General features: G+C 52.0%; 15 protein-coding genes. 4 read left to right on the forward strand and 11 right to left on the reverse strand.

What is annotated here, in order from left to right; translation table 11 throughout:
• Positions 1 to 17 precede the first annotated feature (17 nt).
• Positions 18 to 458: a GNAT family N-acetyltransferase gene (locus tag GQ52_RS03475; protein WP_047515153.1), complete on the reverse strand. Its 441-nt coding sequence runs from the start codon at positions 456 to 458 to the stop codon at positions 18 to 20.
• A 101-nt stretch (positions 459 to 559) separates the two neighbouring features.
• Here GQ52_RS03475 and GQ52_RS03480 point away from each other — a divergent pair, with 101 nt between their 5' ends.
• Positions 560 to 940, forward strand: coding sequence for a DoxX family protein (locus GQ52_RS03480; RefSeq protein ID WP_047515155.1), 381 nt, complete (start codon positions 560 to 562; stop codon positions 938 to 940).
• A 65-nt stretch (positions 941 to 1,005) separates the two neighbouring features.
• Here the strand turns inward: GQ52_RS03480 and GQ52_RS03485 are convergent, their stop codons facing one another.
• The 7 genes from GQ52_RS03485 to def all read right to left on the reverse strand — a co-directional run bounded on the left by GQ52_RS03485 (position 1,006) and on the right by def (position 8,813).
• Positions 1,006 to 2,268: a sigma-54 dependent transcriptional regulator gene (locus GQ52_RS03485; protein ID WP_047515158.1), complete on the reverse strand. Its 1,263-nt coding sequence runs from the start codon at positions 2,266 to 2,268 to the stop codon at positions 1,006 to 1,008.
• Positions 2,269 to 2,277: 9 nt separating this feature from the next.
• A complete protein-coding gene (locus GQ52_RS03490; protein ID WP_047515160.1) occupies positions 2,278 to 4,440 on the reverse strand; it encodes an ATP-binding protein in 2,163 nt (720 codons plus the stop codon).
• A 4-nt stretch (positions 4,441 to 4,444) separates the two neighbouring features.
• The gene (locus tag GQ52_RS03495) at positions 4,445 to 5,020 is read right to left on the reverse strand and encodes a DUF4390 domain-containing protein (protein ID WP_019881132.1); all 576 of its coding nucleotides are present in this window, start codon (positions 5,018 to 5,020) and stop codon (positions 4,445 to 4,447) included.
• Positions 4,998 to 6,287 (reverse strand): 16S rRNA (cytosine(967)-C(5))-methyltransferase RsmB, encoded by a 1,290-nt coding sequence (gene rsmB / locus GQ52_RS03500; protein ID WP_047515163.1) that lies wholly within the window; start codon positions 6,285 to 6,287, stop codon positions 4,998 to 5,000. Before rsmB ends, GQ52_RS03495 begins: the two co-directional genes overlap by 23 nt.
• Before the next feature lie 119 nt (positions 6,288 to 6,406).
• Positions 6,407 to 7,279, reverse strand: a complete 873-nt coding sequence (gene htpX, locus GQ52_RS03505; RefSeq protein ID WP_019881130.1) for a zinc metalloprotease HtpX — start codon at positions 7,277 to 7,279, stop codon at positions 6,407 to 6,409.
• Between the two features lie 85 nt (positions 7,280 to 7,364).
• Positions 7,365 to 8,285, reverse strand: a complete 921-nt coding sequence (gene fmt / locus GQ52_RS03510) for a methionyl-tRNA formyltransferase (RefSeq protein WP_047515168.1) — start codon at positions 8,283 to 8,285, stop codon at positions 7,365 to 7,367.
• Positions 8,286 to 8,297: 12 nt separating this feature from the next.
• Positions 8,298 to 8,813, reverse strand: a complete 516-nt coding sequence (def, locus tag GQ52_RS03515; RefSeq protein ID WP_047515171.1) for a peptide deformylase — start codon at positions 8,811 to 8,813, stop codon at positions 8,298 to 8,300.
• A 168-nt stretch (positions 8,814 to 8,981) separates the two neighbouring features.
• Between def and GQ52_RS03520 the strand changes: the two genes are divergently transcribed.
• The 3 genes from GQ52_RS03520 to GQ52_RS03530 all read left to right on the forward strand — a co-directional run bounded on the left by GQ52_RS03520 (position 8,982) and on the right by GQ52_RS03530 (position 11,677).
• Positions 8,982 to 10,016, forward strand: a complete 1,035-nt coding sequence (locus GQ52_RS03520) for a LysM peptidoglycan-binding domain-containing protein (protein ID WP_047515174.1) — start codon at positions 8,982 to 8,984, stop codon at positions 10,014 to 10,016.
• A 15-nt stretch (positions 10,017 to 10,031) separates the two neighbouring features.
• Positions 10,032 to 11,144 (forward strand): DNA-processing protein DprA, encoded by a 1,113-nt coding sequence (dprA, locus tag GQ52_RS03525; RefSeq protein WP_024930424.1) that lies wholly within the window; start codon positions 10,032 to 10,034, stop codon positions 11,142 to 11,144.
• Positions 11,145 to 11,209: 65 nt separating this feature from the next.
• Positions 11,210 to 11,677, forward strand: a complete 468-nt coding sequence (locus GQ52_RS03530) for a DUF494 family protein (RefSeq protein ID WP_047515179.1) — start codon at positions 11,210 to 11,212, stop codon at positions 11,675 to 11,677.
• A 57-nt stretch (positions 11,678 to 11,734) separates the two neighbouring features.
• Here GQ52_RS03530 and metF read toward each other — a convergent pair whose 3' ends face one another.
• From metF to ahcY, 3 genes are all read right to left on the reverse strand, one after another.
• Positions 11,735 to 12,562, reverse strand: a complete 828-nt coding sequence (gene metF / locus GQ52_RS03535) for a methylenetetrahydrofolate reductase [NAD(P)H] (protein WP_047515182.1) — start codon at positions 12,560 to 12,562, stop codon at positions 11,735 to 11,737.
• Positions 12,563 to 12,596: 34 nt separating this feature from the next.
• Positions 12,597 to 12,947: a phage holin family protein gene (locus GQ52_RS03540; RefSeq protein ID WP_019881122.1), complete on the reverse strand. Its 351-nt coding sequence runs from the start codon at positions 12,945 to 12,947 to the stop codon at positions 12,597 to 12,599.
• A gap of 99 nt (positions 12,948 to 13,046) precedes the next feature.
• Positions 13,047 to 14,456, reverse strand: a complete 1,410-nt coding sequence (ahcY, locus tag GQ52_RS03545) for an adenosylhomocysteinase (RefSeq protein ID WP_047515184.1) — start codon at positions 14,454 to 14,456, stop codon at positions 13,047 to 13,049.
• Positions 14,457 to 14,477: the final 21 nt, after the last annotated feature.

Consider the following 14,477-nt stretch of genomic DNA (forward strand, 5'->3'; position numbering starts at 1 on the left):
AAAAACTTAAGCCGTAATTATACCAGTTCAAGTTGCATATCTATATGCAATATATCGGCATCACTGTAAGGCTCACTGCACACCTCAAAGCCCACTTGCTGATAAAAACCGACTGCATGCATTTGCGCCGACAGTCGCGCATGACTGACTTCCAACTGCTGGCAAACCTGTATGGCCTGCAGCAACAAGGCCTCCCCTACACCTTTTCCACGCCACGCTGCGAGCACGGCCATGCGGCCAATATGCCCATCAGGCAAGACTCTGGCACATGCCAAAAATTGATCACCCTGGCATGCCAGCAAATGAATCGCAGTTGCATCAGCGGCATCCCATTCCAAGTCCACCGGCACGTGTTGCTCATCGATGAAGACCATCTGCCGGATATGTCGGCATTCCGCCCACAAGGGATGATGCATATCCAGTCGATGGATACTGAGCTGAATACGTTGCACGGCCATCGCCACTCCGGATCAAATATCGCAATTGTACCTGTATTGCAATTGTAGTTAGCCGCAGGCATCATACGTCCTTTATTAAAAACAGGATTTGAGGAAAAGCTATGTGTCGTTTTCAAACCGCAGCGGCCAGAATTTTGCTGGGGCTGGTATTTTTTGGGGTGGTGATTTTAAAGTTGATGGCTATTCTGAATACGCCTGATGGCTACCTGCAATATCAGATGACCCTGGGCCAGTTTGGGTTGCCAGCGGTGTTCGCCCCCTTGCTGATCCTGGTTCAATTCGTGTTTGGCCTGTTATTGATCATCGGCTTTAAGACCCGTGTGTCAGCGCGTGTACTGGGCGTGCTGGCCGCGTTCATGGCCGTAATTCTGGCCCAGGCTTCACTGGACGCATTCTTCGCCTATATGGGCATTGCCGGTGGCATGTGGCTGCTGAGCATTTACCCTGAAACGGCTTGCAGCCTGGATAACCGTAACAAATAATCTGCCACATAGATAGCAAAAAAGCCGGGCAATTGCACCGGCTTTTTGTTTGCTTGCAAATCAGGCTAGCCTTTGATTTTAATCCCCAGCTGCTTGAGTTTACGGTACAAATGCGTACGCTCCAGGCCGGATATTTCAGACAAACGGCTCATATTATTTTTCACCAGCCGCATGTGGTACTGAAAATAAAAACGCTCGAACTCATCGCGCGCTTCACGCAAGGGCTGATCAAGATTGATCGGCATATGCTGCTCGGCGGACTCGGTAGCCTGACCCTGAAAATTGGCCAGCACACGCTGCACATCGGTTTGTGTGATGGTATCGGCCAGGCTGGTCATCAACAGGTTCTGCACCACAGACTCCAGCTCATCCAGGTCACCCGGCCAGTCAGCATTGCGCAAGGCATTCAGGGCCGCGACATCAAACGATTTATAGTCAATCTTGCTGGCCTCCACCATCAAGGTCGCCATGGCACTCACCAGGTCAGGGATATCCTCCTTGTGCTCATCCAGGCATGGTACTTTCACCGCAGCACCGGCCAGGGTTTGCAATAAAGACTGCTCCAGCATGGCTTTTTCAATCAGTTGCGGCAAGCCATGCTCGCTGGCACAAATCACGCGTACGCCATATTTCTCAGATTTATTAATCAGTAAGCTCAGGCCTTTTTGCTCAGTTTTTCCCAGCCTGGTGACTTCATCGACAAACACTACACCTTCGCGTGCCTGCTCCAGGATTTCCATCGGCGCAGTGACTAACTTCTCATACTCGGTGAGCGCCACCCACGGCGTATTGTGCGGGCGCAGGAACTTGGCACATAAAGGCACACTACCGCCTTTTTTACCAATCAGGAACAAGGTATTTTTATGCCGCGCCAGTTGCTCAAGACGCTGCTTGAGCTCCTGAATCACCGCGCTTTTGCCAAAGCTGGACAAGTTAATTTCAGTGTGCGCGAGATGTTCGGTGTGTTTAATGGCTGCGCCCACGGTTTTGAGCAGCTTTTGCAACGCGATGGGTTTTTCAAGAAAATCAAATGCCCCGAGGCGCGTCGCCTCAACGGCGGTATCAATGGTGCCATGGCCGGACATCATAATGACCGGCATGGTCAGCAATCCGGCATTGGCCCATTCCTTAAGCAGGCTAATACCGTCGCAATCCGGCATCCAGATGTCCAGCAAGACCAGATCCGGGCGTAGCTTGAGACGTTCGTCCCTCGCAATCTGTGCGTTCTCTGCCAAGCGCACGACATGCCCTTCATCTCGCAAGATGTCGCTCAACAACTCCCTGATGCCTATTTCGTCATCGACCACCAAAATATTACGTGAAGCCATGGTACTTCCTTACACGATGCGCTCAACGCGCCGACGCTGTTGTTGTTTATCTACCGGCAAGCTGATGGTGACGCTGGCGCCCCCTTGTGGCAGATTGTCTATGCGAATCTGTCCACGCTGCTCTTCTATCATTTTTTTCACAATGGCTAATCCTAATCCTGTCCCGTGGGACTTGGTGGTGACATAGGGCTCGAACACCCTGGCCATCACATCGGTCGGAAAACCACTGCCGTTATCGGTCACGGTTAATTTTATACGCTCGCCATCATAATCGGTCAAGATAACAATGTGCGGTTCACTCACTTGTGTCAGGGCATCCTGTGCATTTTGCAGCAGGTTATGCAAAATTTGCCGCATCATAGTCGCATCGGCATGTATCTCTGGCAGTTGCTCATGCAACGTCAATACCAACTTGACTGCCGAAGCGTTATACAGGCGGCTGACATCACGAATTAAAGCATTTAAATCCAGTTTAACCAACTGCACTGCCGGCGTTCTGGCGTATTCACTAAACTCGTTGACCATGTTCTTCATGGCCTGCACCTGGTTGACGATGGTATCGGTCGACTTAAACAGCATTTCTGCATCTTTGCTATCCAGCTTGTCTTGCAACTTCAGTTGCAAACGTTCAGCCGAGAGTTGTATCGGTGTCAGTGGATTTTTGATCTCGTGCGCCAACCGCCTGGCCACTTCAGCCCAGGCCGCATCACGTTGCGCTTGCGCCATGGCGGTCACATCATCAAACACTACCACCAGGCCGTGCCCGGCTCCTTCTGGCAACCGGGTCACGCGCAACATGAGGATCTGCGTACCATGCACGCCTTCAATGTCAATCTGGCTGGTCAGGTGCCGCTCATGATGGTCAAATTGCAAGGTATCCTCATAATGCCGCATTACCAACTCGGTGAACGGGCTAAGATAGCTGTTTTCAGCAGCCACTTCGGTAAAAATCTTGTTTTTAAAACCCACCAGCGAAATGCCCAGGATATTGGTTGCCGCCAGGTTATACACACGCAGTTCTGCACGCTCATTAATGGTCATCACGCCTGAGCTCAAATGCGACAGAATCGCCTCCAGATAGGCACGCGCGGACTCTACGTGCTGGCGGCTTTGCTCGGAGGCATTTTTCGCCTCCTGCAACTGCCGCGTCATGCTATTAAACGACTTCACCAGCACACTGAGCTCGTCTTTACCAAACGAAGGCAGTTGTTGTGAGTAATCACCGCTGGCAATCAGGCGCGTCCCCTCCGCCAGTACGGTGAGCGGTTGCGCCATGCGACGACTGAGGGCAAACGCAATGGTCAAGGCACCGAGCATGGATAGCAACAGAATCATGGTCAGCGTCAGCATGAAAATATCTTTCAAAGACTGACGGCTATAAGACAGGGTTTGGTACTCGCGATAGACGTCCTGTACCGACTCTGCCGTGTTCGAGAGTGCTTTTGGTACAGGTTGCATCAATTGCAAAATGCGCAGTTCACCCGTAATACCCAAGGGCTCCACCGGCGTCAGTACTCGCATATACAGGCCCTTGCCGGGGATGGGCTCAATTTTTCCGTAGACGCCACTCCTGGCCTGGCGTAACTGCGGCACCGAAGGCAGCTCAGGCAAGAAGCTGCTGGGATCAGAACTGCTCACAGCCAGAATGGCGCCTTGTGCACTGAGTAAAGCGGCATCCTGGATGCCTGCTTTCTCCCGCAAATCATTGATCTGACTGTAATGGGAGCGCGCGGGCTGCAACGATAGAGACACCGCCATGCTTTGCGCTTTTTCTTTCACATCCCCCAACATGATATCCAGTGCCCGCTGGCCCAAATTCAGGCCGCCATCCAGTGCAGACTCCACCTTAACGTTAAACCAGGACTCAATCGAACGTGACAAAAAGTTTACCGATACCAGGTAGACGATCATGCCGGGGATGAGCGCCATGAGCGCAAAGGTGACCAACAACCTGAAGTTGAGTTTGCTGCCGACCTGTTTGGTTTTAGTAGTGCGGTAAAGATGGCGTAGCTGGTAAGCAATCACACCCAGCAATAACAAGGCCAGGCCAGCATTGATATAGAGTAACACCAGGTAGTAATCACCGCTAATAGCGGTATTGGCACTGGCCAGCGACAGCAGATAAAGCAGGGCTGCTGCCAGCGCAATCGACAAAATCAGGACATAACGCATAACGTTAGCGCAGTGTTTCCTTCACCCACCAGCTAAACGTGGGGGTTACCAGCTCCCAGTCACTTTCGCCCAGGGCATCCAGTTGCAATGCTTTAGGCAGTTTGCTGGTATCCAGGTGCATCTTGAGCGCGGCCTGGTAGGGCTGATTCTTTTCAAGCGTGGCATGCGGCACGAGGCGCCAGTCATGGATCAGGCCCAGCTCACGTCTGGCCTCACCCAGGCTATCAAACACTTTTTGCTGTTGCGGATAGTTGAGCAGGTATTGTTTGGTGAGCGCATGATAATTCAGTGTCACGGAGCGGCGTTCGGTGACCACCTCGTCATCAAACCAGTATTTGAGGGGTTTGATAATCTGGAACTCATATAAAAAAGTCAGTGCGACGCCTTTACTCAGCGCTTCTTCTAGCGCACGGCCAAACTGGATATCAATGTCCGCATCCAGTGTCCACACTTCATCCCGCAACACCAGCTCTGCACTACGGATATGCGCGTGATTGCCACCAGCGACCGCCACCCAGGCGGTCAGGCTCAGCAACAGCGCGATCCATAACCAGCGACTAATGTTTTTGCAGGAGTGCATAAAACAATCCGTCATGCTCAGCGGTGGGCAATAACTGACCACCAACCTGGTGCTGACAAGGTAATGTCGACACATCAAAGGCGACCGGCAACCTTGTCGCATCGGTGTGTGTGGTTAAAAATTGCTGAATTTGCATTTCGTTTTCTTGTTGGAATATCGAGCACGTCACGTAGAGCAATTTACCGCCTTTTGCCAGCATTTGCCACAAATTCGATAAAATTTCCTGTTGCGTACGGGCAAATGTTGCCAGATCCTGAGGCCGGCGCAACCACTTCATATCCACATGGCGGCGCACAATGCCAGAAGCACTACAAGGTACATCCGCCAGAATACGGTCAAACAACTGGCCATCAAACCAGTCTGACTGTGCTGCATCGCCTGTCACCACCTTGGCTTGCAAGCCCAATCGCTGCAAGTTCTCGTGCACGCGACGTAAACGTTCAGCTTCGACATCCAGTGACAATAACTCAACGTCACTGGTTTCCAGTACGTGGCAAGTCTTGCCACCGGGCGCACTACAGGCATCCAGCACGCGCATGCCAGGTTGCAAATCCAGCAAAGGCGCAGCCCATTGCGCACCTGCATCCTGCACACTGACCCAGCCCTCTTCAAAAAACGGTAGCTTGCTCACCGGCAAGGGCTGCTGTAGCTGAATAGCTGTGCCACCCAAATGGTGAGAGGCTATCCCCGCTGTTTGCAACAACTGCATATAAGTCGCAGGGTCGGTCTTGCGCACATTCACGCGCAAAGTCATGGGTGGATGGCTATTACCCACTTCGAGTATCGTTTGCCAATCCTGCGGATATTGCTGTTTCAGGGTATCTATCCACCATTGCGGATAGTTAAATTGCACTTCTTCACCCTTGACGATGTGAGCTTGCAAATCCGCACGCTGGCGCAAAAAGTTGCGCAACACGGCGTTGACCAGACCTTTGGCCCAACGCTGCCCGGTTTTACCGGCCGCCTCTACCGCCTGGTTGACCACGGTAAAGTCATCATCTGTACTATGTAATAGCTGCGACAACGCCACCAGCAACAACGCGTTAACACGCTCATCCGTCACTGGTTTGGGCGTCAGTGCTTTGAGATACGCTGCAGATTCTGCATAGAAACGCAACGTCAGATAACTGTAATCCTGCGCAGCAGCCTGTTGTTGTGGCGTCGCCAATTTGACCTTACGCAATGCCTTGGGCATGGAAACAGTCAGGTTATGTCCGGCCAACACTTCGGCCACCGCATATGCGGCAATGAGCTGAGCAACTTGCAACGATAATCTCTGGGCAAAAAAAGCTATTCTACTTGATGCGCCCCGATTGCACAGTGAAAAACACGCGCAATAAAAAAGGCTTTCATCAGAAAGCCTTTTTCAAGTAAAAACATCAGCAGCTAATACTGGTTCGCCAATGCCAGCAAACGGCGGATACGCTCTTCCGTTTGCGGGTGGGTACTAAACAAACCAGCCAGATCTGCACCGGATAACGGGTTGATAATCATCATCTGCCCGGTTTCAGGATGCTGCTCAGCTGTCATGTTCGGAATCTGGTGCGCATAGTTATGGATTTTTTCCAGCGCAGCTGCCAGGGCTTTCGGATCACGGCTGATATCCGCCCCCATGCGATCCGCTTCGTATTCACGTGAACGTGAAATCGCCATTTGAATCAGCGAGGCTGCCAATGGTGCCAATACCATGATCAAAATACCGATCAGCGGATTAGGCCGGTCTTCGCCCTCACGATGGCCGCCACCAAACATCAGGCCAAATTGCGCAATCGATGAAATTGCCCCGGCCACTGTCGCTGAAATAGTCGAAATCAAGGTATCGCGGTTTTTCACGTGCGCCAGCTCATGCGCCATCACACCGCGCAACTCGCGCTCACTTAAAATCTGCATAATGCCGGTGGTCGCTGCCACCGCTGCATTTTCCGGATTACGGCCGGTGGCAAAGGCGTTAGGCTGGCTTTCGTTAATCACAAACACGCGCGGCATAGGCAACTCAGCACGTTCCGCCAACTCTTTCACCATATTGAAATAATTGCGGAATTGGCCATTGCCAAAATTATTGTCAGCATTGATCTCTACCGCACCGTACATTTTCAGTACGGCCTGGTCACTGAACCAATAGGCATAAAAGTTCATGCCGCCGGCCAGCAATAAGGCCAGCAACATCCCGCCCTGACCACCCAAAGCCCCGCCCACGGCTACAAACAGAGCCGTAATGGCCGCCATCAGCACAAAGGTTTTGGTCCAGTTACCTAACATACTTACTCCTTGAATACATTTAATACCACTTCCCTAATATGCGGGGATGACAGGTGTTTTTCAATGCCCGGTGTTAAAACACCGCTTAGAAAAACCGGTCACCGACCTGCACATGCTGCCCCTGCACAAACTGCTGTGCCGTTTGCCGCTTGCCACCGGGCATTTGTAACTCGTGAATTTCCAACGCACCGTCGCCGCAAGCCACGCGCAATGGCTGTGTTTCCAGCACTACGCCTGGCTGGCCGCTACCAGCTGCCATTTGAGCAAACCACAGTTTGCAGACTTGTTCGTTGAACTTGGCCGTGGCGACCGGAAACGGGTTAAACGCCCGTACCTGTCGTGAGAGCTGTTGGGCAGGCTGATTCCAGTCGATGGCAGATTCGGATTTCTCCAGCTTGTGGGCATATGTCACCAGGGATTCATCCTGCACTTCAGAGGCTAATTCACCCGTACTTTGCAGTGTATGCATGGCTTCAACCATCAAACGTGCACCTTCGCGGCTGATGGCATCATGCAGGCTTTGGGTTGTATCCGCCTCGGTAATAGCGACCGCCCACTTGCTGATCATATTGCCAGCATCCAGCTTGGGCACCACTTCCATAATCGTCACGCCAGTCTCGGCATCGCCAGCCAGAATGGCTCTATGGATAGGCGCCGCGCCGCGCCAGCGTGGCAGCAGTGAGCCATGGATGTTGTAACAGCCACGTTGAGGGATATTCAGTACCGCAGTGGGGATAATCAGACCATAAGCAGCCACAATCATGACATTGGCATTGACCGCCGCGACCTCCGCCTGCACGTCAGCAGGTTTGAGGCTTTCTGGTTGAAACACGCGCAAGCCATGTTGCAAGGCCAGCTGTTTGACCGGGCTAGCTTTCAATTGCATGCCCCGTCCGGCGGGACGGTCTGGTTGTGTTAGCACCATGACGACATCATGACCGGCATCCATTAACCCCTGCAAAGCAGGCACGGCAAACTCCGGGGTTCCGGCATAAATAATTCGCATGCAAATCCCTAATTAATAACTATTACGTTCGATTTCGCGCGCGTGCTTGACCATTTTGCTGCGGATGCGGTTACGTTTTAGTGTTGACAGGTACTCGACAAATACCTTGCCCTTGAGGTGATCCATCTCATGCTGGATACAGACACTGAGCAGGCCATCGGCATCCAAGCGGTATGCCTTGCCTTGCACATCTTGCGCTTCTACCGTGATGAACTCGGCGCGTGTGACATTTTCATACACGCCGGGCACAGACAAGCAGCCTTCTTCATAATCCTGGCTGCCAGACTGGGCAATGATTTTCGGATTAATCAGCACCAGCAAATCATCTTTGTCTTTGCTTAAATCAATCACAATCAATTGAATGTGTTGATCAACCTGTGTCGCAGCCAAACCAATGCCGGGCGCATCATACATCGTCTCGGCCATATCGCTTACCAGCTGCTGCAACGCGGCATCAAACACTTGCACCGGCTTGGCCACGGTGTGCAAGCGCGGGTCAGGATATTGCAAAATTGGAAGTAGTGCCATGCTCTACAAATCTTTCCATTCAATAGTTTGTGGGAAAACGGGGTAAAACGCCCGCTTTTTCACCTTGATAAGAACTTTAAACCCATGCTAGATTGGTCGACATTGCGCAGATGCTGCGCACCGTTGGTGCTGCCCATCCTTTTGTGCTGCATATTACAGAGACGCCACATGACCAAAATTGTTCAAATTATAACCTTGCTTGCGCTGGCTTGTAGCAGCTTGTTGGTGCGTGCTGAAGAAATTCCTTTGCGCCCGCAACATCCCGATCGCCATGTCGTGGCCAAAGGCGACACCCTGTGGGACATTTCAGCCAAGTTCCTCAAGAACCCCTGGCAATGGCCACAAATCTGGCAACTTAACCGTGAACACATCAAAAACCCGCACTGGATTTACCCCGGCGACGTGATTGTACTCGACACCAGCAGCGGCAAACCGGTGTTAAAACTGGTACGTGAATCAGTGACACTGGAACCCGGTGTCATCGTCACCCCCATTAAAGGCGATGCGATTCCAGCGATCCAGCCGAACACCATCCTGCCATTCCTGACCAAACCCATGCTGATCTCGCCAGAGGAGCTGAAAGCCGCACCGCGAATTATTGCCGCGCAGGAAGAGCGTGAAATCCTGAGTCCTGGCACCCATATTTATGTGCAAGGCTTACCGGAATCGGCCAGATCGGTGTGGGCGATTTACCGCGAGGGGGAACCGGTCAAGAATCCTGAAAATGGTGAAATCCTCGGCAATGAGGCACACTATCTGGGCGAAGCAAAATTACTGCGCCCAGGCCAACCAGCCACGTTAACGGTGACTCAGGCCAAAGAGGAAATTGCGGTCAAAGACAAACTGATTGCGATGGAAGATGAACTCAATCCGGCCTATATTCCCCATGCGCCAGACATGCCGATTCAAGGCCAGATTGCGCGCGTGAGTGAAGGCATTAACGAAACCGGTTATGGCCGCGTCGTCGTGCTTAACCGCGGTGAAGAGCAAGGCGTAGAGCGCGGTCATGTGCTGTCCGTGCTGCGCAAAGGTGCCAGCATGGTGGACCCGGAATCAGATCCAAAAAAACCTGTAACCATCCAGCTGCCTGATGAGCCGGTCGGTCTGGTCATGGTGTTCAAAACCTTCCCAAAACTGTCTTATGCCTTGGTGATGCAGGCCTCTCAACCGATTCATGCCGAAGATGTGGTCAGCACCCCATGATACACAAGCGCTATAGTGACGATCACAACTGAACACACCGCCCCCTGGATTGCGCTCAGCCTGGTAAACGGGCTGGGCAGCGTCACTTACTGCCAGTTACTGCTTAGTTTCAAAACGCCTGAAGCCATTCTGGCAGCGCCTTATTCAGCGTTGCGCGACCTGGTCAGCAAAGAGGTCGCCGATGGCATCCAGCGAGCCATGGATGATCCGCACATTGCACACACGCTGACCTGGCTGGATCAAACCGATAACCACCTGATCACCCTGGGCGATCCTTATTATCCGCAACGATTGCTGGACACAGACCAGCCACCGCCGGTTTTATATGCCAAAGGCAACCTGCAAACCCTTAAAAGACCGGGCCTCGCCATTGTTGGTAGCCGCCATGCCACACCGCAAGGTGAAGCGACTGCCGAGAATTTTGCCGAAAGCTTATGCCGCGCCGGATTCGCCGTAGTCAGCGGACTGGCGCTGGGGATTGATGGCGCCGCCCATCGTGGCGCACTGAAAGCAGATGGTGCCACCATTGCCGTGGTCGGCACCGGGCTAGACATTGTTTACCCGGCCAGGCACAAGGCGTTGGCACACCAGATCGTGCAATATGGGCTGATCCTCTCTGAATACCCGCTGGGCACGCCATCGCTCACGCACAACTTTCCGCGGCGCAACCGCATTATCAGCGGCTTATCTGAAGGTTGCCTGGTGGTAGAGGCCAATATTGACAGTGGTTCGCTGATTACGGCCAAACAAGCCATCGAGCAAGGGCGTGAAGTATTTGCCATTCCAGGCTCAATTCACTCGCCGGTGGCCAAAGGGTGCCACGCCCTGATCAAGCAAGGCGCCAAACTGGTCGAATCGACCGACGACATTTTGAGTGAATTACGCCATATCCGCCTGCCAAACACGGCTTTGGCGATTAGCCCGAATGGGCCATCGCCCGAGTGGACTAATTTACCTGCCGAAGCAAGCCCAGTATTGGTTTGCATGGGATTCGACCCCCTGTTTGCAGAGCAGATCTCAGCCCGCTCAGGCTTGACGCCAGAACAAGTTTCCACCATGCTAACACTACTTGAATTAGAAGGTGTGGTCAGCCATCTCGCCAGCGGTCAGTTCCAGCGACTCGCCTAAAGACGGACTCAGGCTCACCCCAACAGCGCTGCCTATGCAACAGCGTGTTTGAGGAGACTATATACATGTTGGAAGTATTGATATTTATTTATCAAAATTACTGGGATAAACATGATGCGCTTGAGTTGAAAGAAACCGACGAAACCATCATGGCTTACGAGTTATCCCAGGCAGGATTTAACCATCAGGACATTTTACATGCGGTAGACTGGGTCAAAGACCTGCGCCGCTCGGTACAGCAACCACGGTATCTGCACGACCCGGCGGCCATTCGTATTTTTTGCGAGATGGAGCGCAGCAAAATCAATGACGAAAGCTTAAACTTTCTGACGCTGCTACAACGCAGTGACATCATCACGGCCTACGAACGCGACTTGATTGTGGACCGTGCCATGGTGTTACCGCAGGAAACACTGAGCATGGAAGATATCCGCTGGATCACCATGATGGTGTTGTGGGATGAAACACGTAAGCAGGACTACCTGTTTGTAGAAGACGCCTTGTTTAACCCACAAGGTCTTTCACTACAGTAAGCCTGAGCACGTAAAAAAGCGCGACCAAACAGGCCGCGCTTTTTTGTTTTCTGCCAGCTACAGTTGGCGAATAATCTGGCCAATAATACCGGCCTGGTTCAGCGTATAAAAATGCATTTTATCCACGCCAGACGCAATCAGTCTGGCACAAATATCCGTCACCACATCCGCGCCAAATGCCCGCAACGACGCCAGGTCGTCACCATAAGCCTCTAAACGCAGGCGCAGCCAGCGCGGGATTTCGGCACCGCACACATTAGAAAAACGCGCCAGCTGCGTGTAATTATAGATAGGCATGATGCCGGGAATAATCGGCGCCGTCACACCCATTTTTTGCGCGGCCTCGACAAAGCGGAAATACGCATCCACATTATAAAAATACTGCGTGATGGCTGAGTCAGCACCCGCATCAATTTTACGTTTGAAGTTTTCCAGGTCTTTTTGCGCAGACCCTGCTTCAGGGTGAAATTCAGGATACGCCGCCACCTCGAGGTGAAACCAGTCACCAGTTTCGGCGCGGATAAAGCTCACCAACTCATTGGCGTATTTAAAGTCACCTGCGCTCACCTCACCTGAAGGAATATCACCGCGCAAGGTGACCAAACGCTTGATGCCTTTGGCTTGATAAGCTTGCAGCAACTCGCGGATTTCTTCTTTACTCGAAGAAATACAGGAAATATGCGGTGCCGCGCCATGGCCCGCGGCCTGGATTTCCAGCACGCTATCCATGGTACGGTCACGCGTCGAACCGCCTGCACCAAAGGTCACTGAGAAAAACTCTGGTGAAAATGCGGCCAACTCATCGCGCACATTGCGCAGATTCGCCATACCTTCCGCTGTTTTAGGCGGAAAGAACTCAAAACTGTAAGAGGTTTTACGATTCACTTGTTTAATCTTTTATTTATGATGCACGATTGGCTTAGTCTTTTTCATTCAGCACAATCGCGCTCAATATCCATGCAATCACGCTATACACCAGCGCACCAATCACGCCTGTCAGCACACTATTGACCGAGAAGCCTTGTAATAAATGGCCGACAAACCAGAACAGCAAGCCATTAATCACCAGTAAAAACAGCCCCAGCGTCAGCAAGGTGATCGGCAACGTTAAAATGACCAATATCGGTTTCACCAGCACATTGGCAAAACCAATCACCACCGCCGCCAGCAAAGCAGCCGTAAAATTCGCAACATGAATGCCCGGCACCAGATACGCGACTGCCATCAGTGCCAACGCATTCAATACCCACACGACCAACAGTTTCAACATGCTGATTCCCCCTGACTCACATGAGGAGAGTGTACACCCAAACCCGCGCCAGTACATCTGACGCAGACTCGGGTGAATCGGCAGATACTCTAGTGCAGATTAGTAACGATAATGGTCTGGCTTGTATGGGCCACTTTTGCTCACACCGATATAGGCCGCTTGCGCGTCTGTCAGTGTGGTCAATTGCGCGTTGAGTTTTTTCAACTGCAAGATAGCCACTTTTTCATCCAGGTGCTTGGGCAAAGTGTACACGCCAACCGGATATTTTCCTGTTTGCGTAAACAACTCAATTTGCGCAATGGTCTGGTTAGCAAAGCTGGAGCTCATCACATAGCTCGGATGGCCAGTACCACAACCCAGGTTCACCAGGCGGCCTTTGGCCAACAGGATGATGCGTTTACCATCCGGGAAAATCACGTGATCCACTTGTGGTTTGATCTCTTCCCACTGGTATTTTTCAATGCCGGCAACGTCGATTTCGTTGTCGAAGTGGCCAATGTTACAGACGATGGCCTGGTCTTTCATTTTGGCCATATGGTCGTGGGTAATCACATGGTAGTTACCAGTCGCGGTGACGAAAATATCAGCATGCTCTGCGGCGTAATCCATGGTCACTACGCGGTAGCCTTCCATCGCCGCTTGCAGCGCGCAAATCGGGTCAATTTCAGTCACCCATACTTGTGCAGACAAGGCACGCATGGCTTGTGCAGAGCCCTTGCCCACATCACCGTAACCAGCTACTACGGCAATTTTGCCGGCGATCATGACATCAGTCGCGCGCTTGATACCGTCAACCAATGATTCACGGCAACCATACAGGTTGTCAAACTTGGACTTGGTCACAGAATCGTTAACGTTAATCGCCGGGAATGCCAGTTTGCCCTCTTTATGCATTTGATACAGTCTATGCACACCGGTGGTAGTTTCTTCGGTCACGCCTTTGATGGCGGCCAAACGCACTGAGTACCAGCTTGGGTCTGTTTTCAACTTGGCTTTAATCGCATTAAACAGGCAAATTTCTTCTTCAGACGTTGGATTCGCCACCACAGACAAATCTTTCTCGGCACGGCTACCCAAATGTAGCAATAAGGTTGCATCGCCGCCATCATCCAGAATCATATTGGAGTAGCCACCATCCGCCCACTCAAAAATACGGTGGGTGTAATCCCAATACTCTTCCAGTGTTTCGCCTTTCACGGCAAATACGGCAGTGCCAGTCGCAGCAATCGCCGCAGCGGCGTGGTCTTGTGTAGAGAAAATATTACAGGACGCCCAGCGCACATCAGCGCCCAGGTCTTTCAGTGTTTCAATCAACACTGCGGTCTGGATGGTCATATGCAAAGAGCCGGTAATACGTGCGCCCTTCAGTGGTTGTTGAGCCGCGTATTCTTCGCGAATCGCCATCAAGCCCGGCATTTCAGTTTCGGCAATCGCAATTTCCTTGCGACCCCAAGCAGCCAGCGACATATCAGCAACGATGTAATCTTTGATGTCAGCTACAGTATTCATGTTTCAAATCCTTAAAAAGAT

Source organism: Methylophilus sp. Q8 (assembly GCF_000800115.1).
Classification (GTDB): Bacteria; Pseudomonadota; Gammaproteobacteria; order Burkholderiales; family Methylophilaceae; genus Methylophilus.